Origin of the sequence: Rathayibacter sp. AY1E8, from assembly GCF_002931415.1 — a bacterium.
GTDB lineage: Bacteria > Actinomycetota > Actinomycetes > Actinomycetales > Microbacteriaceae > Rathayibacter.
In genome coordinates, this window is record NZ_PSVI01000009.1 from 46,713 (window position 1) to 66,179 (window position 19,467).

Genomic DNA, 19,467 nt, shown 5'->3' on the forward strand with positions numbered 1-19,467 from the left:
ACGGGTTCGGCACAGGAGCGCCGGAGAGAGATCGTACCCGCGCCGCGGACAGCGGACCTGAGGCCGCGGAGGGGGTTGCGGAGCCGTACTCAGCCGTCGGAGCGCACGGAGCGGGTGACGGTGAAGCGGCGGTCGCGCGCCACCACCGTGGTCGGCCCGACCGCGCGGCGCAGCTCGGCCGGATGCGCGAGGTGGGAGTTGAAGACCGTCCACAGCACGCCTCCGGGGCGCAGCACGCGGCCGGCCGCGCGCAGCATGCGCCGGGCGACGAGGTCGGTGACGGCTCCGTCGGAGTGGAACGGCGGATTGCAGAGCACGACGTCGACGGAGGACGCCTCCAGAGTCGAGGCGTTGTCGTCGCGGAGGACGCGGACGGCCAGCCCATTGGCCGCCGCAGTCGCCCGGGCGGACTCGACCGCGGCACGCGAGGTGTCCGTCGCGGTCACGGCGAGGTCGGGGCGGGCCCGGGCCACCACGGCGGCGAGCACGCCGGTTCCGCAGCCGAGGTCGAGTGCGGTGCCCGCGGGGAGGGAGTCGAGATCGAGGGCGGCGAGGAGGGCGCGGGTGCCGAGGTCCAGTCGTGCACCTGCGAAGGCTCCCGGCAGTGCGACGACCTCGAGGTCGAGCTCGTCCAGACGGCGCCGCTCGGGCCCTGGCGCGGGCGGCTGGTCGGGGAGCGCGCCGCTCGCGAGCAGGGCGCGCGACTTCTGCCGGGCGAGGGAGACGTCGATCCGCTCGTAGCGCACGGCGAGCACGTCGTTCATCGTGCGGGTCATGTGCTTGATGCGGCCGGCGCCGATCAGGGTCGCCGCCGGGTTCGCGAGTGCGGTCCCGGCCGCGACGGCGGCCAGCGCGTCGAGCGAGCGCGGCAGGCGCAGGAGCACCGCGTCGGCGTCGCGGACGGCCTCCGCGACGGAGTCGACGATCTCGATCGGCGCGAGATCGACGCCCGACCCCCGCACCGTCTCGAGGTTCTGCGCGAGAGCGCGCTCGGCGGTGATCGAGTCCTGCACGACGCGCACGGCACGGCCGTCGGCGGCGAGGCCGAGGCTCAGTGCCCCGTAGGCGTCCCCGATCACGGCGAGGCGGCCGCGATCGGCGGCGAGGTCGAGCAGCAGACGGTCACTGGCGTCGACGGCGACGAGATCCGGCGCCTCGACGTCGGGGCGGCGGCGCAGGAGAGCGAGCACGTCCTCGCGCATCGCCCCTCCGATCGTCGGTCCGAGCGGGTGGGCCCTCGAGGGCGACCGCTCGCGGGCACGAAAAAAGGGCCCGAGAGTGGAGTCCCGGACCCTTCGCTCCCCGACTTGGACTCGAACCAAGAACCTACCGGTTAACAGCCGATTGCTCTGCCAATTGAGCTATCGAGGATCATCCGACCGCCCGGAGGCGATCAGCGCGGTACTACTTTAGCAAACTCTCCGCGAACGCAAAATCGGGCGCGCACTCAGTAGCCGGAGCCCGGGTCGACGCGGCCGACGAACGGCCCGCCGGCGGCACAGGCGGCCACGTTGGCGCGCACGCGCTCGGCCAGGAGCGGCGCGGTGATCTCGGGGGTGTCCGCGCTGTGGGGCGTGATCAGGCACCGGGGCTCGCTCCAGAGCGGATGCCCGTCCGGCAGCGGCTCGGGGTCCGTCACGTCGAGCGCGGCGCCCGCGAGACGGCCTTCGGCGAGGGCCGCGACGAGCGCGTCCGTGTCGACGAGGCTCCCCCGGGCGACGTTGACGAGCACGGCGTGGGCGGGGAGCCGCGCGAGCAGACCCGCGTCGACCATCCGCTCCGTGCCCGCGGTGGCGGCGGCGGCAAGGACCAGCACGTCGGCGTCCGCCGCGGCCTCGGCGAGCCGCGACGCCGGCAGGGTGCGGGCCGCGCCCTCCACCGGCTCGTCTCCGCGGCGGACGATCGTCACCCGGCAGTCGAAGACGGCGAGCAGCCGCAGGAGCTCGCGAGCGATCCCTCCTGCTCCGACGATCACCACGGAGGCGCGGTGCAGCGTGACCGCCTTCTTCGGCCCCCACGACGCGGCGCGCGCCCGCTCCGGCAGCGAGCGCAGGAGGGCGAGCACCAGCGCGAGCGCGTGCTCCGCCACCGGCTCCGCGTAGGCGCCCTTGGCGCTGGTCCAGACCACGTCCGCGCGAGACGCGGCGAGCACGGGCGCGAAGACGTCGACGCCGGCCCAGGGCAGCTGCACCCAGCGGATCGACGGGTGCTCCTCCAGCACAGCGGCCAGCTCGTCCGTGCGGCCGTAGGACAGCCAGAGCAGCGCGTCCGGACTCCCGTCGAGTCCGACGACCACTCCCCCGCCCGACTCGACCGCCTCGGCGAACACCGGCTTCGGCCGCGGGAGCACCGCGACGCGCGGGACGGTCACTGGTCGGCCGCCTCGACGCGCTGCGCTCGGGAGGCGTCGAAGCGCTCGTACTCGGCGAAGGCCGCTCCGAGCTCGCGCACGTAGGGGTGCCGGGCCTCGATCAGCACGTCCAGCAGCGGCCCGTACGCGACGATCTCGCCGCCGACGAGCACGGCGATCCGGTCGGTCGCCCGGCTCAGCACGTCGATGTCGTGGCTGACCACGACGGCCGCGAATCCCTCCCGGCGCCGCAGGTCGGCGAGGAGGTCGACGATCGACTCGCGCACCGTCGCGTCGATGCCCGAGGTCGGCTCGTCGGCGATCAGCACCTTCGGCCCGAGCACGAGCGAGCGGGCCACGGCCACGCGCTGGCGCTGGCCGCTGGAGAGCTCGTAGGGGTAGCGGTCGAGCAGGAACAGCGGCAGGTGCACGGAGTCGAGCAGCGTCGCCACCCGCACCGCCGCGGCCTTCGGGTCGTAGTGGCGGTCGCGGAGGAAGATCGGCTCGGCGATCAGCTCCGAGACGGTCAGCTCGGGGCGGAGGGCCGCTCCGGCGTCCTGCGCGAGATGCGCGACGTCGACGGTGAAGCGCTTGAGCTCGCGGGCGGGGAGCGAGCGGAGGCGGTGCCCCGCGACCGTCGCGTCCCCTCCGATGATCACCGGGCGCGTGCGGCCTCCGTCGTGCCCCAGGCCGTCGCCGCCGAGCACGCGCGCGAGCGTGGACTTGCCCGAGCCGCTGCCTCCGAGGATCCCGAGCACCTCCCCCGGCTCCACGCGGAGGCTCACTCCCCGCAGCGCCGTCCACCGGCGGCTGATGCCGCGCGGCGGGTACTCGACGCTGAGGTCGTCGACGACGATGGGGGCCTGATCCTCGGCGGTCCGGCTCACGCCCGGCGCTCCGCCTCGACGATGCTGCGCAGGAGCTCGCGCCTCGAGGCCTGCTCGACCGGGTCGGGCACGGGCAGGGAGGCGAGCAGGCGCTGCGTGTAGGGGTGCTTCGGCGCGGCGAGCACCTCGGCCCCCGTCCCCTCCTCGACCAGCTCGCCGCGGTAGAGCACCGCGATGCGGTCGGCGAGCAGGTCGACCACGGCGAGGTCGTGGCTGATGAACAGCGAGGCGAAGCCGAACTCGCGCTGCAGCTCGGCGAACAGCTCGAGCACGCGGGCCTGCACCGACACGTCGAGCGCCGAGGTCGGCTCGTCGGCGATCAGCAGCTTCGGCTCGAGGGCGAGGGCCCGGGCGAGGCTGGCGCGCTGGCGCTGGCCGCCGGAGAGCTCGTGCGGGTAGCGGTCGCCGTAGGAGCGCGGCAGCTGCACCGCCTCCAGGAGCTCGTCGACGCGCGAGCGCGCCCCGGCGGCGTCGCCGGCCCGCCCGTGCACGATCAGCGGCTCGGCCACGCACTCCGCGATGGTGAGCAGCGGGTTGAAGCTCGACGCCGGGTCCTGGAACACGAAGCCGATGTCGCCGCGGACCGGCCGGAAGGCGCGCTCGCGGATGCCGCGCATCTCCTTGCCGAGGACCTTCAGCGACCCGCCGGTCACCGGCGTCAGGCCCGCGATGGCGCGCCCGATGGTGGTCTTGCCCGAGCCGCTCTCGCCGACTAGGCCCAGCACCTCGCCGGCTCGGATGCGCAGCGAGACGCCGTCGACCGCGACGAAGCCGGGACGGCCGAGCCGGCCGGGGTACTGGATCCGCAGGCCCTCGGCGGCGACGAGCGTCTCGGCCTCGGGGGCCTCGGCGCGCTCGACGGCGCGGACGCGGGCGCGCTCGACGCCCTGGCCCACGTGCGGGACGGCGGCGAGGAGCTTCCTCGTGTACTCGGCCTTCGGCGCCGAGAACAGCTCGGAGACCGTCGCCTCCTCGACCAGCTCGCCCTGGTACATCACGGCGACGCGGTCGGCCAGATCGGCGACGACGCCCATGTTGTGGGTGATCAGCACGATCGAGGTGCCGAACTCGTCGCGGCACCGGCGGAGCAGGTCGAGGATCTCGGCCTGCACGGTCACGTCGAGCGCGGTGGTCGGCTCGTCCGCGACGATCAGGCCGGGATCCAGGACCAGGGCCATCGCGATGACGACGCGCTGCTTCTGGCCGCCCGAGAACTGGTGCGGGTAGTAGTCGACCCGCTTCTCCGGCTCCGGTATGCCGACGGTGCGCAGGACGTCGACCGCGCGCTTGCGCGCCTCCTTCTTCGAGACAGAGCCGTGAGCGCGCAGTCCCTCCGCGATCTGCCAGCCCACCGTGAAGACCGGGTTGAGGGCGGTGCCCGGCTCCTGGAAGACCATGGCGACGTCGGTGCCGCGCAGCTCCCGGAGGCGGGCCTTGGGCACGGAGACGACGTCGGTCGCCGCGCTGCCGTCCTTCTTCGAGAGCAGGACCACTCCGGAGGCGGTGGCCGTCTCGGGCAGGAGGCCGAGGATGGTCTTCGCGGTCACGGTCTTGCCGCTGCCGGACTCGCCGACGATCGCCAGGACCTCGCCGCGCTCGACGCGCAGGCTCACCCCGGCGACGGCGCGGACGGCGCCGCGGTCGCTCGCGAACGCGACCTCGAGGTCGGTGATGTCCACGATCGGACGCGCTGAGGCGTCCCGGACGATGCGCTGGTCGCTCATCGCGTCTCCTCCACTCCGGCGACGGGGTCGTGCCCCGGCGTCTCCAGGCCGTCGGCGGCGAGGACGCCGCCCGGCACGACGGACGTCGCGGCGACGTCGCCGGCACCGGCGGCCACCGCGCGCCGACCGCGCAGGCGCGGGTCGGCGAGGTCGTTCAGGCTCTCGCCCACGAGGGTGATGCCCAGCACCACGAGCACGATCGCCAGGCCCGGGAAGACCGAGGTCCACCAGATGCCGCTCGTGACGTCCGACAGCGCCTTGTTGAGGTCGTAGCCCCACTCCGCGGCCGACGTCGGCTCGATGCCGAAGCCGAGGAAGCCCAGGCCCGCGAGGGTCAGGATCGCCTCGGAGGAGTTCAGCGTGAAGATCAGCGGCAGCGTGCGCGTCGCGTTCCGCAGGACGTGGCGGAACATGATCCGCGGCGTCGACGCTCCGATGACCTTCGCCGACTCGACGAAGGCGTCGCCCTTGATCCGCACGGTCTCGGCCCGGATCACGCGGAAGTACTGCGGAATGTAGACCACGGTGATCGAGACCGCCGCGGCGAAGATGCCGGCCCAGAGGTTCGACTGCCCGCCGGAGATGACGATCGACATCACGATCGCCAGCAGCAGGGTCGGGAACGCGTAGATCGCGTCGCAGATCACGACGAGCACGCGGTCGAGCCAGCCGCCGAGGTAGCCGGAGACGAGGCCGAGGAAGACGCCGAGGAAGATCGACAGGACCACGGCGACGACGATCACGAGGAACGCGGTCTGCGCTCCCCAGATCACTCGCGAGAGGACGTCGTAGCCGCCCACGGTGGTGCCGAGCAGATGCTCCGCGCTCGGCGGCTCCTGCGCGCCGAACGACTCGCCGCCCGAGCGCAGCTGCGAGTATCCGTAGGGCGCGATGAGGGGCGCGAACAGGGCCACCAGCAGGAACGCGCCGGTGATGATCAGGCCGGTGACGAGCATCCCCCGCTGGAGGCCGACGCTCTGCCGGAGCTGGTGGACGACCGGCAGACGGTCGACGAGACGACGGCGCGGACGCGCCGGGGAGGTGGTGCTCATGCTCAGTACCTCACTCGCGGGTCGATGAGCGCCGCGATGACGTCGACGATGAAGTTGGTCAGCGCCACGATGACGGCGAGCAGGGCGACGATGCCCTGCACGGCCACGAAGTCGCGGGCCTGGAGGTACTCGGCGAGCTGGAAGCCGAGGCCCTTCCACTCGAAGGTGGTCTCGGTGAGGACGGCGCCGCCGAGCAGCAGGGCGATCTGCAGGCCGATCACGGTGATGATCGGGATGAGCGCGGGCCGGTAGGCGTGGGTGCGGACGAGCCGGAACTCGCTGACGCCGCGCGAGCGCGCCGCATCCACGTAATCGGTGCCGAGCGTGCCGATCACGTTGGTGCGCACCAGGCGCAGGAAGATGCCCGCGGTGAGCAGTCCCAGTGCGACGGCGGGGAGCACCGCGTGCGAGAGCACGTCCGAGATCGCGGCCGGGTCGCCGGTCTGGATCGCGTCGATCAGGTAGATGCCGGTCTTGTTCTCGAGGAACTGGAGCGAGAGCTCGGTGCTCGTCGAGGCGCGCCCGGCGACGGGGAACCACTTCAGCCAGACGGAGAACACCAGCTTCAGCAGCAGGCCCGCGAAGAACACCGGAGTCGCGTAGCAGAGGATCGCGAAGATGCGCAGCACCGCGTCGGGGGTGCGGTCGCGGTGGTAGGCGGCGAGCATCCCGAGCGGGATGCCGACCAGGAACGCCACGATCAGGGCGTAGAAGGCGAGCTCGACCGTCGCAGCGCCGTAGGTGAGGAGCACCTCGGTGACGGGGCGGTTGTCGCTCAGGGTGGTGCCGAAGTCGCCGGTCAGCAGCTTGCCGAGGTACTCGAGGTACTGCACGATCAGCGGCCGGTCGTAGCCGGCGGCGGCCACACGCTCGGCGAGCTGGTCCGCGGTCAGGCGGCCGCCGAGGGCCGCCGTGATCGGGTCGCCCGTGGAGCGCATGAGGAGGAACACCAGCGTCACGAGGATGAAGACGGTGGGGATGATGAGCAGGAAGCGGACGAGCAGGTAGCGCCCGAGTCCGCCCCCGGAGCCGCGCGGTCGCCGGGTGGGCGCCGTCGCCGCAGCCGTCGTGGCTGTCGTCACGTGATGCCTTTCGTGGAGAACGGCCGGCGCCTCCTGTCGGGGAGGCGCCGGCCGCGAGGGGGTGGATCAGCCCTTGCTGAGTGCCGCGTAGCGGAACTTGAACGAGGCGTCGAGGGTGTCCTCGGCTCCGCTCACGGTGCTGCCGACGACCGCGACCTGCGAGCCCTGCAGGTAGGGGACGGTCGAGAGCTGCGCCGCGACCTTCTCCTGGATCTGCTCGATCAGCGCGGTGCGCGCGTCGGCGTCGGTGGTCGAGACCTGCTGCGCGATCAGGCTCTGCACCTCGGCGTCGTCGAAGTGGTTCGCGAGGAAGTTCTCCTTGATGAAGAACGGCGAGAGGTAGTTGTCGGCGTCGGAGTAGTCGGGGAACCAGCCGAGCTGGTACGCCGGGTAGACGTCGCTCGAGCGGTCCTTCGAGTACTGCACCCACTCCGTGGTCTGCAGGTTCACGGTGAAGAGGCCGGTCGACTCCAGCTGGTCCTTGATCAGCGCGTACTCGTCGCCCGAGGACGGACCGTAGTGGTCGTTCGAGTACTGCAGGTTCAGGGTGACCGGAGCGGTGACGCCGGCGGCCTCGAGGGTCGCCTTCGCCTTGTCGGCGTCGGGCGCGCCGTTGCCGTCGCCGTAGAGCGACTTGAGCGGCTCGACCGCGCCGGTCAGGCCGGCGGGGACGTAGGAGTAGAGGGGGGTGTAGGTGCCCTTGTAGACCTGGTCGGCGATCTCGTCGCGGTCGATCAGGTCGGCGACGGCCTGGCGCACGGCGAGGGCCTTGGCGCTGTCGGCCTCACCGGTCGTCGCGCCGAAGGGCTGGGTGTCGAAGTTGAAGACGATGTAGCGGATCTCGCCGCCGGGGCCGTCCACGACCTTGACCGTGTCGTTGCCGCGGAGGTCGTCGATGTCCGTCGCCGAGAGGCTGCGGAACGCGACGTCGATGTTCCCCTCCTGGATGTCCAGCTTGAGGTTGGACGAGTCCGCGTAGTACTTGACGTTGACGGTGTCCGTCTTCGCCTCGCCGAGAACGCCCTGGTAGTCCGGGTAGGCCTTGTACTGGATGAGGTTGTTCACGTCGTAGTTCGCGATCGTGTACTGGCCGGCGAAGGCGTCGCCCGAGACGATGTCGGCGTCCGCGGTCAGCTCGTCGGCCGAGAAGACCTCCTCGTCCACGATCGGACCGGCGGGGCTCGAGAGGATCTGCGGGAAGGTCTGGTCGTTCTCGGACTTCAGCGTGAAGACCACGGTCGTGTCGTCCGGAGCCGCGACGCTGTCGAGGTTCGCCAGGAGCGAGGACGGGCCGTTCTCGGCCGCGATGCCGACCTGGCGGTCGAAGGAGAACTTCACGTCGGAGGAGGTGAGGTCGTGGCCGTTGGCCCACTTCAGTCCCTCCTTCAGCTTCACGGTGTACTCCGTGGGAGCGGTGAACTCCGCCGACTCGGCGATGTCGGGCTCGACGTCCGGGCTGCCGTAGGGGGTGTTCATCAGGAACGGGAACACCTGGTTCATCACGGCGAACGAGCCGTTGTCGTAGGAGCCCGCGGGGTCGAGCGTCGTGATCTTGTCGGTGGTGCCGATGGTCAGGGCCCCTCCGGCGCTGCCGCCGGACGAGTCGTTCCCGCCGGCGGCGCAGCCCGTCAGCACGAGCGCGACCGCGGCGAAGCCTGCGGCGGCGGCCAGTGCACGGGTGCCGCGGGTGGATGCGGAATTCATCTCCGTCTGCCTCTTCCTGTCAAGGATGGGATGCGGGCGCGCTCCGGGCGCGCGGACTCTCGGCACACAGATCTCCTGTGGGCTGTGGCGTCACGACACTGGACGCCCGCATTGCTGTTCCTCATGGGTAACACAGTTGGAAGCGCTCTCCGAACCGGCACAGGCGTGCGGCCGATTTCTTCACACGACCGCAACACGCTCACTCCGAGCGCAGCGCCCGCTTCTCGCGCTCGAGCTCGACCAGTCGCACCTGTACCGCGCGCGCCATCACCGGATCGGCGGACGCGCGCTGGAGCGCCCCGCGCAGCTCGGCGATCTCGCGGAGCAGGTCGCGCTCGATGAGCGAGATCGCCACGTCGCGGGAGTAGCGGGCGAGCCCCTCCTCATCGGCGGCCGGGATCGGCGCCACCGCGAGCTGGCGCACCAGCGAGGCGAAGGGACCGGGGACGTCGTCGGCGACGTGCTCGACCCAGTCGCGGTCCTCCGCCCGCTCGAGGTTCGCGACCACGGCGTCGCGGACCACGCGGAGGGTCTCGTTGGTGACCGCCGCGTGCGCCGCCCGGGCCAGGAGCTCCGGACCCATCGCCTGGGGCAGCTGGAGCATCGCCATCAGCGCCTCGCGCTCGATGCGCGTGACGACGTCGACGGGGAGGTCGGCGATGCGCGCGCCGAGGGGCGCCTCGGCCGCGGGTGATCCGCCGCCGCTCCGGCCGCCCTGCTGGTCGCGGCCGTCGGGTCCGGAGGAGCTGGGCCGGGATCCGGCGGAGCGCACGGCGGAGTTGACCTCGGCCATGTCCAGGCCGAGCATCCGGGCGAGCTCGCGGGAGTAGCCGGGCCGCAGCGCCGGGTCGCGGATCTCGGCGACGACCGGGGCGGCCGCGCGCAGGGCCGCGATCCGGCCCTCGACCGTCTCGAGGTCGTAGCGGTCCAGCAGCTGCCGGATAACGAACTCGAACATCGGCTTCTTGTCGTCGATGAGGCGGCGGACGGCGTCGTCTCCGCGGTTCAGGCGGAGGTCGCAGGGGTCCAGGCCCTCGGGCGCGACGGCGACGAAGGTCTGCGCGGCGAAGCGGTGCTCCTCCTGGAACGCGCGCATCGCCGCCTTCTGGCCCGCCGCGTCGGGGTCGAAGGTGAAGACGACCTCGCCGACGCCGCTGTCGTCGCCCAGCACCCGGCGCAGCACCTTGATGTGGTCGACGCCGAAGGAGGTGCCGCAGGTGGCGACCGCGGTGGTGACGCCGGCGAGGTGGCAGGCCATGACGTCCGTGTAGCCCTCGACGACGACCACCCGGTGCCCGCGGGAGATGTCCCGCTTGGCGAGGTCGAGCCCGTAGAGCACCTGGGACTTGTGGTAGACGGGCGTCTCGGGGGTGTTGAGGTACTTGGGGCCCTTGTCCTCCTCGAGGAGGCGGCGGGCGCCGAAGCCGACGGTCTGGCCGGTCACGTCGCGGATCGGCCAGACGAGGCGGCCGCGGAAGCGGTCGTAGACGCCGCCGCGGTTGTTGCTGCTGACCAGGCCGGCCGTGGTCAACTCCTCTTCCGAGAAGCCGCGGCGCTTGAGCGCGGTCGTGAGCCCGTCCCAGCCGTCGGGTGCGAAGCCGACGCCGAAGCGGTCGGCGGCGGCGCGGTCGAAGCCCCGCTCGCCGAGGAAGCGCCGACCGACGTCGGCGCCCGGGGTCGCGAGCTGCTCGCGGAAGTACTCCTCCGCGGCGTCGTTCGCGGCGAGGAGGCGCGCTCGCCCGCCGGTCTCGGGCGCGCGGCCGTCGCCGTCCTCGTACTGCAGCGGGAAGCCGATCCGCCCGGCGAGGCGCTCGACGGTCTCGCTGAACGAGCTGTGGTCCATCTTCATGATGAAGCTGTAGACGTCGCCCGACTCCTGGCAGCCGAAGCAGTGGTAGAAGCCGGCCTGCGGGCGGACGTGGAAGCTGGGGCTGCGCTCGTCGTGGAAGGGGCAGAGGCCCTTCAGCGAGCCGATGCCGGCCGACTTCAGCGTGACGTACTCGCCGATCACGTCGCCGATGTTCACCCGCGCCTTGACCTCCTCGACATCTGACTGTCGGATCCGAGGCATGGGGTCCATCGTATCGGCCGCCGGGGCCGCCGAGCCGGGGTGGGGAGAACTGCACCAGGGCGGCGCGGATCACCCCGAGACCTGTGATCCACCCGCACCCCGAGATCAGGGTCATCCCTGATCCGCACCCGCCCGCCGTCTCCGAGAATCGACCCATGCCCCCTGCCGCCTCCCGCCCGCCTCTCCTGCGTGCTCTGCTCGTCGCCCTGCTCGGCGGTCTCGTCCTGGGCGGGCTCACCAGCCTGCTGCAGGGCTCCCTCCCGCCGTCGGTGAGCTCGTTCGCCAACTCTTCCGGGGGCTGGTCCATGCTCGTGTTCGCGCTCGTACGCCTCGGCGGCGCCCGACCGGCGGCGGCGACCGCTCTCGGCCTGCTGAGCTTCTGGGCGCTGCTCGAGGGCTACGACCTGGTGATCGCGGCGCGCGGCTTCGGCTACTCGCCTCCCTTCACAGACGTCTTCTGGCTGCTCGCCGTCCCCGCCGGGCCGATCCTGGGCGCCGCCGCCGCACTCACCCTCTACGGCTCGAGGACGTGGCGCGTCCTGGCTGTCGCGCCGCTCTCGGGCGTGCTGATCGGCGAGGGCGTCTGGGCGCTGGGCGCGGTCGCCGACACCACGAGTCCGGTGTACTGGTGGCTCCAGATCGTCCTGGGCGCGGGCTTCCTCGTCCTGGCCGTCGTGCGGAGGAGGCCGCGCGCACTCGTCTCGCTCGCGGCGCTCGGCGTCACCGCGGCGGCCGCCGTCGCCTTCTTCGTCGTCTACTCCGCGCTGTGAACCGTTCGAGAGGGTCGTCGCTGACCCTCCGCGCACTCGCGGGTTCCGCCCTCCTCCTGGCCCTCGCAGGGTGCACCACCACGGCGGACACCCCGGTCGCGCCGCCGTCGTCCGCCTCGGTGCCGTCGTCGGTATCCTCCGCCACCCCTCCTCCGATCGACGTCTCCGCCGAGCTGGCCGCGCTCGAGAACGAGTTCGACGCCCGGATCGGCGTCAGCGCCGTCGACACCGGCTCGGGCCGCCGGGTCCATCACCGGGCCGACGAGCGCTTCGGCTTCGCCTCGAGCCTCAAAGCCCTCGCCGCAGCGGAGTTCCTGCGCACAGTCCCCGCCGCCGAGCGGGACGAGGTGGTCACCTGGACCGTCGCCGACGTCGAGGCGGCGGGCTACTCCCCCGTCACGGAGGAGAGCACCGCCACCGGCCTGCCGCTGTCGCAGCTCGCCGAGGCGGCCGTCCGCCGGAGCGACAACACAGCTCTGAACCTCGTGCTCCGGCGCCTCGGCGGACCCTCCGCCCTCGACCGTGGACTCGAGACTCTCGGCGACACCACCACCGAGGTGGTGAACGAGGAGCCCGCGCTGAACACGATCGAGCCCGGCAGCACCGACGACACCACCACCCCGGCCGCGTTCACGGCCGACCTCGCCGCTGTCGCCACAGGTGACGTGCTGTCCGCGGAGGACCGGGCACTCCTGCTCGACTGGATGAGCGGCAACGCGACCGGCGACACTCTCGTCCGGGCGGGCGCTCCGGCCGGCTGGAGCGTCGCGGACAAGTCCGGGGGCGCCGGCGGGATCCGCAACGACGTCGCCGTGGTGACGCCTCCCGGGCGGGACGCGGTCGTGCTGTCGATCCTCTCGGCGCGCAACGACCCCGAGGCGGACTACGACGACGCGCTGGTCGCCCGCGCCGCGGCCGTCGTGCTGGGAGCCCTGCGGTAGCGGCCGCCCGGCGTCAGCAGTGCCGGTTCACGTAGCCCGCTGCGCCACGGGGGACGACGTCGCGGTCGCGGAGGGTGACCGAGATGCTCCGGCCCTGCGCGGCGCAGGCGGACCGGCCGTTGTCGGTGTACTCGATCTCGTAGACCTGGCGCCCGTAGACGTCCGTGTACGCCGCGCACTCGTCGTAGACCTGGCACTCCTCGACGACGGCGAAGTCGAAGCCGACCGTCCTCTTCCCGGCAGCGGCGAGATCGGCTCCGTTCTTCTGGCCGATCGCCAGGCCGGAGCGGTGAGCGCGCGCCGTCAGGAGGGTGGCGAACGCCAGCGCCTGCGACTTCGTCAGCCTCCCGCCCGAGCGGGTGTAGCTGTCCAGATTGTCGGCCTCGACGGCGTCGAAGCCGTCCTCGGCGCAGCCGTCGATCCAGGCGCCGACGATCGCGAGCAGAGCGGTCCGCTTCGCGGCGGTCGAGACGTCGAAGAGGTACTCGTCCGGCCAGCCCGGATCGGCGAGGGGCTTCCCGTCCGCTCGCCTCACCAGGAGCTCGGGGTGCCGCTTCGCGAAGGCGGCGCTCTCGCCGGGCTGGGTCTGGAAGGCGTTCACGTAGCAGATGCTGTAGCGGCCGGCGGCGGGCGCGTCCGTGCGGTCGCGGTCGACGATGGTGACGCTCGACGCCGGAGCGTAGGCGCCTCCCAGCTGGTAGTCGAGGACGCCGTTCGCGGGAGGGAGCAGCGGTGCCGCCGAGGCCGCGGCGGGCTGGATCAGCAGCAGCCCCGCGACGACCAGGGCGAGGAGGCCGAGACGGGGCCGACGCGGCCTCATCCGGGAGCTCCCGGCGTGCGCCCTGCGGCTCGCACGCCCGTGGCCGCCGGCAGCGCGCCGAGTGCGAGCTCGCCGATGACCGCGATGCGGTCCGCCGGTGCTCCGTCGCGGGCCTGCGTCGACATCCCGCTGAGCACGGCGACGACGAAGGCGGCGACGGATCCGGCGTCCGTCTCCGGCGGCACGTCGCCCTCCTCGATCCCGCGCTCGACTCGTGCGGCGACGAGCGCCTCCCTCTCGCGGCGACGGGCCTCGAGCCGCGGCTCGCTCAGCACGAAGCAGCCGGCAGGAGTGCCGGGCGCGGAGTACCCCTCCGCACTGACGCGGACGACAGCGGCGACGGCCTCGCGCGCCGTCGGCCGGTGCGAGTGCAGCATCGGCTTGCTCATCCCCGACCGTGCCGCGATGCGGTCGACCCGCGCTCCCGCCAGCCCGTGCGCCGCGAACTCCTCCGTCGCCGCCTCGAGGATCCGCTGCCGTGTCCGCTCCGCTCCCACGCCCTCACCGTACCCGCCGCCCCGCGCCCCCCCGCGCCTCGCGGTGCGGTGCCCTCCCCGCGAGCCGACCGGCCGACCCGCACACCAGCACATCGCCTCAGACGACGCACCCGGCTCCCTGGAACCCACCACCCCGACAAGCCGACCGCGGTGACGCCTGGCGGTGACCGGCGTGCCCCGGCACCGCTGAACGGCCGATCCGCGTGCCAGCGGATCGCCCCAGGCGGACGCACCCCGCTCCACGAATCGCACCACGTCGCCAAGCCGACCGCGCCGAGCCGGGCAGGGACCGGCGTGCCACCGGCACCGCCGAACGGCCGATCCGCGTGCCAGCGGATCGCCCTAGGCGGACGCACCCCGCTCGACGAACGCACCACCCCGAGAAGCCGACCGCGCCGAGCCGGGCAGAGACCGGCGTGCCACCGGCACCCCCGAACGGCCGATCCGCGTGCCAGCGGATCGCCCTAGGCGGACGCACCCCGCTCCACGAACCGCACCACCCCGAGAAGCCGACCGCGCCACCTCGGGCGAGGACCGGCGTGCAATCGAGCACCGCCGAACGGCCGATCCGCGTCCCAGCGGATCGCCTCAGGCGGACGCACCCCGCTCCCTGGAACGCACCACCTCGACAAGCCGACCGCGGTGACGCCGGGCAGGGACCGGCGGCACAGCTGAGCCGGGCGCCGCCCGGCTCAGCGCATCAGCACAGCCTCTCGAACCAGGCGAGGGCGCTCTGGTCGGTGAGGTTGGCGACCTGGTCGACGACGACGCGGCGGCGGGCGTCGTCGTCGGGGGCGGCGTGCCAGTCCTCGGCGAAGCCGGGCTCGAGGGTTCCCGGGCCGCGGTCGAGGAGGGTGTCGGCGAGGCGGGTGAGGACTTCGCGCTGCTGGGCGTAGATGGGCTGGCGGGTGTTCCGCGACATCACGAACGTCGCGACGATCCCCTTGAGCACGGCGATCTCGGCCTGCTGCTCGCGGGGGACGACGACGTGGCCGCCGAAGCGGACGAGGTCGGGGTGCTGGTACGCCTCGCGGGTGGCCTCGGTGGCGGCGGCGGCGAAGCGGCCGATGAGCTGGCTGGTGAGGTTCTTGAGCCGGGCCTGGTCGCGGCGGGAGCCGTCCCAGGAGGAGACCCACACGTCGAGCGAGTCGAGACGGTCGAAGGCGGCGACGAGCTCGTCGTGTCCGACCTCCCCGCCGACCCAGGAGTGCATCGACTGCACGAGGTCCTCGTGGTCGGCGCGGGAGCCGAGTGCTTCGACGTCGATGTAGCCGGAGACCACCGCGTCCTCGAAGTCGTGCACGGAGTACGCGATGTCGTCCGAGAGGTCCATCACCTCGGCCTCGATGCAGCGCACCCCCTCGGGGGCGCCCTCGCGCATCCAGGCGAACGCGGGAGCGTCGTCGGCGTAGAACCCGAACTTGGCGCGCCCCGACGGGTCCGCGACCGAGCGCGTGTCGGGCCAGGGGTACTTGCAGCTCGCGTCGATGCTGGCGCGGGTGAGGTTCAGCCCGTAGGGGCGGGCGTCGTCGCCGAACACCTTCGGCTCGAGCCGCGTGAGCAGCCGGAAGGTCTGCGCGTTGCCTTCGAAGCCGCCGATCCCCTCGGCCCAGGTGTTGAGCGCGCGCTCGCCGTTGTGCCCGAACGGCGGATGCCCGATGTCGTGCGCGAGGCAGGCCGTGTCGACGACGTCGGGGTCGAGGTCGAGGCTCGTGGCGAGCTCCCGGCCGATCTGCGCCACCTCGAGCGAGTGGGTCAGGCGGTTGCGCGCGAAGTCGACGCCCGCCGTGGGGCTGAGCACCTGGGTCTTCGCGGCCAGGCGGCGGAGCGCGCTGGAGTGGAAGAGCCGGGCGCGGTCGCGGGCGAAGTCGGAGCGGCGAGTCGAGTGGTCCTCCGGCAGGAATCGCTCGGTGTCGACGAGCGAGTACCCCCAGAGCGCGCGGTCATCCACCGCTGTTGTGGATCTCGGCGGCCGAGACCGCGTCGCGCTGCCCGGCGTCGAGCTCGCGGGACTCGAGCCAGCGGTCCGGGAGGGAGGGGACCTTGGGCGAGCCGGCGCGGCCCCGCTGCCCCTCGGCCGCCTCGCCTGGATAGGGCTGCGTCCAGTCGAGCGTCGCCAGGAGCTCGTCGAGCTGCGCGAGCGACTCGACGGTGGCCAGGCGAGCGCGGGGGTCGCCGCCGACGGCGTAGCCCTTGAAGTACCAGGCGACGTGCTTGCGGATGTCGCGGCAGCCGCGCTCCTCGCTCTCGAAGAAGTCGACGAGCAGCTCCGCGTGGCGGCGGAACGCCTCGGCGACCTGTCCGAGCGAAGGGCGGAACCGCTCGTCGGAGCCGGCGAACGCGGCGGCGAGGTCGCCGAAGAGCCAGGGGCGCCCGAGGCAGCCGCGACCGACGACGACTCCGTCGCAGCCCGTCTCGGCCATCATCCGCAGCGCGTCCTCGGCCGACCAGATGTCGCCGTTGCCCAGCACGGGCACGCTCGTGACCGTCTCCTTGAGCGTGGCGATCGCCGACCAGTCGGCGTGCCCGCTGTAGAACTCGGAGGCGGTGCGCGCGTGCAGCGCGATCGACGCGACCCCGGCGCCCTCGGCGGCACGGGCGGCCTCGAGGTAGGTGAGGTGGTCCGGGTCGATGCCCTTGCGCATCTTGACGGTGAGCGGGACGTCGCCGGCGGCCTTCACGGCGCCCTCGACGATCTGCCGGAACAGCGGGAGCTTCCACGGCAGGGCCGCTCCCCCGCCCTTCCGGGTGACCTTGGGCACGGGGCAGCCGAAGTTGAGGTCGATGTGGTCGGCCCGGTCCTCGGCGACGAGCATGGTGACCGCCTCGGCGACGGTGACCGGGTCCACTCCGTAGAGCTGGATCGAGCGCACCGACTCGCTGGGGTGGTGGCGGATGAGGCGCATCGATTCCGGCGTGCGCTCGACGAGCGCGCGGGAGGTGATCATCTCGCTCACGTAGAGGCCGTTGCCGAACTCGCGGCAGAGGCGGCGGAACGCCGTGTTGGTGATGCCCGCCATGGGGGCGAGCACCACCGGCGCGTCGAGTTCGAGGGGGCCGATCCGGAGCGCCGGCGCGGTGCGCGCGGGCGGGGCGGCCGTGAGAGTGGAGGACATCGGTATCGATTCTCCCAGATCCTGTGTTGGGGAAGGCGGAGTGACGAGCGGAGAGGTGGAGAGATGAACGGGAGCACACCTGTGGAGGACGGTTCGCAGCGGCTGGAGGCGGACGCGTCCGCCCGCGGCCTTGCGGTCGAGATCGTGGAGAGGCCCGCTGCCGGCAGCCTGCACGAGGCGGCCGCGCTGCTCGGCATCGAGCCCGGCGACATCGTGAAGTCGCTCGTGATGAAGCGCCACGACGGCGGCTACCTGTTCGCCCTGGTCCCCGGCGGGCGGCAGATCGCGTGGCCGAAGCTGCGCGCGGTGGTCGGAGTGAACAAGCTCCGCCTACCGGACGAGACGGCCGCCCTCGAGGCGACCGGCTACCGGCGCGGCACCATCACCCCGATCGGGTCCACGACGGCCTGGCCGGTCTACGCCGACGAGCGGATCCTCGGCCGCCGCGTCGCGATGGGAGCCGGCGCCGACGGGCGCAGCGCCTTCGTCGACGCGGACGCCCTCGTGGCCGCCTACGGCGCGACCGTCGCCGACATCACCGTGGAGGAGCCTCCGCGGTGATCGGCGGCACCTCGGCCTGCGCTTCCGCGGCCTGCGGCACGGCGCAGACGCCGTCCTCGCACAGCGGCCCGCCGGAGTCGCCGAGCATCTCGAACGGCCCGCTCACGCGACGGCCGCCCGCTGCTCCAGCACGTGCTCGAGGACCTCGGTGAACGCCGCCGGCTCCTGGGCGCCGGAGACGCCGAAGCGCCCGTCGAGGACGAAGAACGGCACCCCCGAGATCCCGTACTCGCGGGCCTGCGCGATGTCGGACTGCACCCGCCCGAGGTAGCGCCGGTCCTCGAGAGCGCGGCGCGTCTCCGCCGGGTCGAGCCCGACCTCGCCGGCGAGCGAGGCGAGCACCTCCGGATCGGCCAGGTCGCGGCCCTCGACGAAGTACGCGCTCAGGAGACGCTCGACGAGCTCGAGCTGCAGTCCGTTCTCCTTGGCGTGGTGGAGCGCCTGGTGGGCGGTGACCGTCTTGACGTGGCGCACCGACTCGAAGTGGTAGTCGAGGCCGACGCCCGCCGCGATCGCCGTGACGGAGTCGAGCATCTGCTGCGCCTGCGCCTCCGGGATCCCCTTGTGCTCGGCGAGGAACGCCGCCTCTCCCCCGCGGTAGTCCTCCGGCGTGTCCGGCGAGAGCTCGAAGCTGCGGTACTCCACGACGACCTCCGGAGCCTCGGGGTGCGCGGCGCGGAAGGCCTCGAGCCCGCGCTCGAACCGGCGCTTCCCGATGTAGCACCAGGGGCAGGCGATGTCGGACCAGACGTCGACGGACAGGGGGCTCGGCTCAGCACTCACCCCCAGGACAACGGAGGGGGCGCCCCGCTATTCCCGCAGCACGCGGACGAGCTCGTCCACGTCGGACTCGTCGTTCCAGAGGTGGAAGGCGATGCGGAGCCGGCCGCCGCGGCCCGAGACGCGCAGACCCGCAGCCTGCAGCAGCTCCAGGTCCGCTCCCCCCTCGTCCGGCCAGGACACGAGCGCCCGGTGCTGAGGCTCCCGGTCAAGCCGCTCGCACAGCAGGTCGCCGAGGCCGGAGGCGTACGCCCAGACCGCGTCGAGGTCGAGCGAGCGGAACAGAGCGAGCGACGCCTCGGCGCCGGCGAACGCCTGCCAGGCCGGCGAGACGTCGAAGCGGCGGGCGTTCTCGGCCAGGTGCATGGCCGGTCCGTAGCAGGACGACCACACGTCCTCCCCCGAGTACCAGCCCGCCTGCACGGGGACGAGCTCGGCCGCGTAGGCGGGCGAGACGGTGAGGAACGCCACTCCGCGCGGCGAGCACAGCCATTTGTAGGCGTGGGTGAGGGTCGCGTCGAAGCGGGAGGCGTCGACCGGCAGGACGCCGGCCGCCTGCGTCAGGTCGCACGCGGTCCGCACTCGGTGGCGCGCGGCCGCCTCGAGGACGGCGTCGAGATCGGTGAGCGCTCCGCTGCTGGACTGCACGGCGGAGAAGACGACGAGGTCGTCCCCGTCCTCGACGGAGTCGGACAGCGCCTCGAGCGCGACGGAGCGCACGGTCACTCCGCGGTGCGCCTGGGCGAGGAAGGGGAACACGATGGAGGAGAAGTCGCCGTCCACGCAGAGCACGCGGGCCCCGTCGGGCAGCGAGGCGGCGAGCACGGCGGCCATGGCGGAGGTCTGCGAGCCGATCGCGACACGGTCGACCGGGACGCCGGCGATCGCGGCGAACGAGGCACGCGCGCGCTCGGCGACAGCGCCGTAGGCGGCGGCCGTGCTCTCCCCGGACGACCAGCCGTCGAGGTCCGCCCGCAGCGCCTCGACGGTCTGCCGCGGCGGCAGGCCGAGGGTGCAGGCGTTGTGGTAGCCGCGGGCACCGGCGAAGCGCGCGCGCAGGTCGGCGGAGTTCGGCAGTGCGGTGCTCACCTCTCGAGGATGACGCTCCGGAG

Annotated in this window: 17 protein-coding genes and 1 tRNA gene; 3 read left to right on the forward strand and 15 right to left on the reverse strand. The window is 72.8% G+C overall.

The window, feature by feature from the left end:
* Positions 1-89 precede the first annotated feature (89 nt).
* From C5C74_RS04185 to dnaG, 9 genes are all read right to left on the reverse strand, one after another.
* Positions 90-1,202 (reverse strand): class I SAM-dependent methyltransferase, encoded by a 1,113-nt coding sequence (locus tag C5C74_RS04185; protein WP_104297521.1) that lies wholly within the window; start codon positions 1,200-1,202, stop codon positions 90-92.
* A gap of 96 nt (positions 1,203-1,298) precedes the next feature.
* Positions 1,299-1,371, reverse strand: a tRNA-Asn gene (locus C5C74_RS04190).
* 76 nt (positions 1,372-1,447) lie between these two features.
* Positions 1,448-2,371: an NAD(P)-dependent oxidoreductase gene (locus C5C74_RS04195; RefSeq protein ID WP_258064092.1), complete on the reverse strand. Its 924-nt coding sequence runs from the start codon at positions 2,369-2,371 to the stop codon at positions 1,448-1,450.
* Positions 2,368-3,237 (reverse strand): ATP-binding cassette domain-containing protein, encoded by an 870-nt coding sequence (locus C5C74_RS04200; RefSeq protein ID WP_258064093.1) that lies wholly within the window; start codon positions 3,235-3,237, stop codon positions 2,368-2,370. Before C5C74_RS04200 ends, C5C74_RS04195 begins: the two co-directional genes overlap by 4 nt.
* Entirely contained in the window at positions 3,234-4,961 is a 1,728-nt protein-coding gene (locus tag C5C74_RS04205; protein WP_104308348.1) for an ABC transporter ATP-binding protein, read from the reverse strand. Before C5C74_RS04205 ends, C5C74_RS04200 begins: the two co-directional genes overlap by 4 nt.
* Positions 4,958-6,013, reverse strand: coding sequence for an ABC transporter permease (locus C5C74_RS04210; protein WP_104226685.1), 1,056 nt, complete (start codon positions 6,011-6,013; stop codon positions 4,958-4,960). The genes C5C74_RS04205 and C5C74_RS04210 overlap by 4 nt, the downstream gene beginning before the upstream one ends.
* A 2-nt stretch (positions 6,014-6,015) precedes the next feature.
* A complete protein-coding gene (locus C5C74_RS04215) occupies positions 6,016-7,095 on the reverse strand; it encodes an ABC transporter permease (protein ID WP_104223444.1) in 1,080 nt (359 codons plus the stop codon).
* 66 nt (positions 7,096-7,161) lie between these two features.
* Positions 7,162-8,799 carry an ABC transporter substrate-binding protein gene (locus tag C5C74_RS04220; protein WP_104223443.1) on the reverse strand — a complete coding sequence of 546 codons (1,638 nt, stop codon included), beginning with the start codon at positions 8,797-8,799 and terminating at the stop codon, positions 7,162-7,164.
* A gap of 199 nt (positions 8,800-8,998) precedes the next feature.
* Positions 8,999-10,870, reverse strand: coding sequence for a DNA primase (gene dnaG / locus C5C74_RS04225; RefSeq protein WP_104308347.1), 1,872 nt, complete (start codon positions 10,868-10,870; stop codon positions 8,999-9,001).
* A 155-nt stretch (positions 10,871-11,025) separates the two neighbouring features.
* Between dnaG and C5C74_RS04230 the strand changes: the two genes are divergently transcribed.
* Positions 11,026-11,640 (forward strand): DUF6518 family protein, encoded by a 615-nt coding sequence (locus C5C74_RS04230; protein WP_146083482.1) that lies wholly within the window; start codon positions 11,026-11,028, stop codon positions 11,638-11,640.
* Entirely contained in the window at positions 11,637-12,581 is a 945-nt protein-coding gene (bla, locus tag C5C74_RS04235) for a class A beta-lactamase (RefSeq protein WP_258064094.1), read from the forward strand. Before C5C74_RS04230 ends, bla begins: the two co-directional genes overlap by 4 nt.
* Before the next feature lie 13 nt (positions 12,582-12,594).
* On the opposite strand, the gene C5C74_RS04240 is transcribed toward bla, so the two are convergent.
* From C5C74_RS04240 to dusB, 4 genes are all read right to left on the reverse strand, one after another.
* Positions 12,595-13,401, reverse strand: coding sequence for an endo alpha-1,4 polygalactosaminidase (locus C5C74_RS04240; protein ID WP_104351030.1), 807 nt, complete (start codon positions 13,399-13,401; stop codon positions 12,595-12,597).
* Positions 13,398-13,898, reverse strand: coding sequence for a TetR/AcrR family transcriptional regulator (locus tag C5C74_RS17765; protein WP_181134643.1), 501 nt, complete (start codon positions 13,896-13,898; stop codon positions 13,398-13,400). Before C5C74_RS17765 ends, C5C74_RS04240 begins: the two co-directional genes overlap by 4 nt.
* A 700-nt stretch (positions 13,899-14,598) precedes the next feature.
* On the reverse strand, positions 14,599-15,849 hold the full coding sequence (locus tag C5C74_RS04250; protein WP_104223438.1) for a deoxyguanosinetriphosphate triphosphohydrolase: 1,251 nt from the start codon (positions 15,847-15,849) through the stop codon (positions 14,599-14,601).
* Positions 15,842-17,014, reverse strand: a complete 1,173-nt coding sequence (dusB, locus tag C5C74_RS04255) for a tRNA dihydrouridine synthase DusB (RefSeq protein WP_104351032.1) — start codon at positions 17,012-17,014, stop codon at positions 15,842-15,844. The genes C5C74_RS04250 and dusB overlap by 8 nt, the downstream gene beginning before the upstream one ends.
* 63 nt (positions 17,015-17,077) lie before the next feature.
* Here dusB and C5C74_RS04260 point away from each other — a divergent pair, with 63 nt between their 5' ends.
* Entirely contained in the window at positions 17,078-17,575 is a 498-nt protein-coding gene (locus tag C5C74_RS04260) for an aminoacyl-tRNA deacylase (RefSeq protein ID WP_104351033.1), read from the forward strand.
* Positions 17,576-17,677: 102 nt separating this feature from the next.
* Here C5C74_RS04260 and C5C74_RS04265 read toward each other — a convergent pair whose 3' ends face one another.
* Together C5C74_RS04265 and C5C74_RS04270 are read right to left on the reverse strand one after the other, a co-directional pair.
* Positions 17,678-18,358, reverse strand: coding sequence for a DsbA family protein (locus tag C5C74_RS04265; protein WP_104226692.1), 681 nt, complete (start codon positions 18,356-18,358; stop codon positions 17,678-17,680).
* 27 nt (positions 18,359-18,385) lie between these two features.
* Complete coding sequence (locus C5C74_RS04270) at positions 18,386-19,444, reverse strand: aminotransferase class V-fold PLP-dependent enzyme (RefSeq protein WP_104351034.1); 1,059 nt, start codon at positions 19,442-19,444, stop codon at positions 18,386-18,388.
* Positions 19,445-19,467 lie beyond the last annotated feature (23 nt).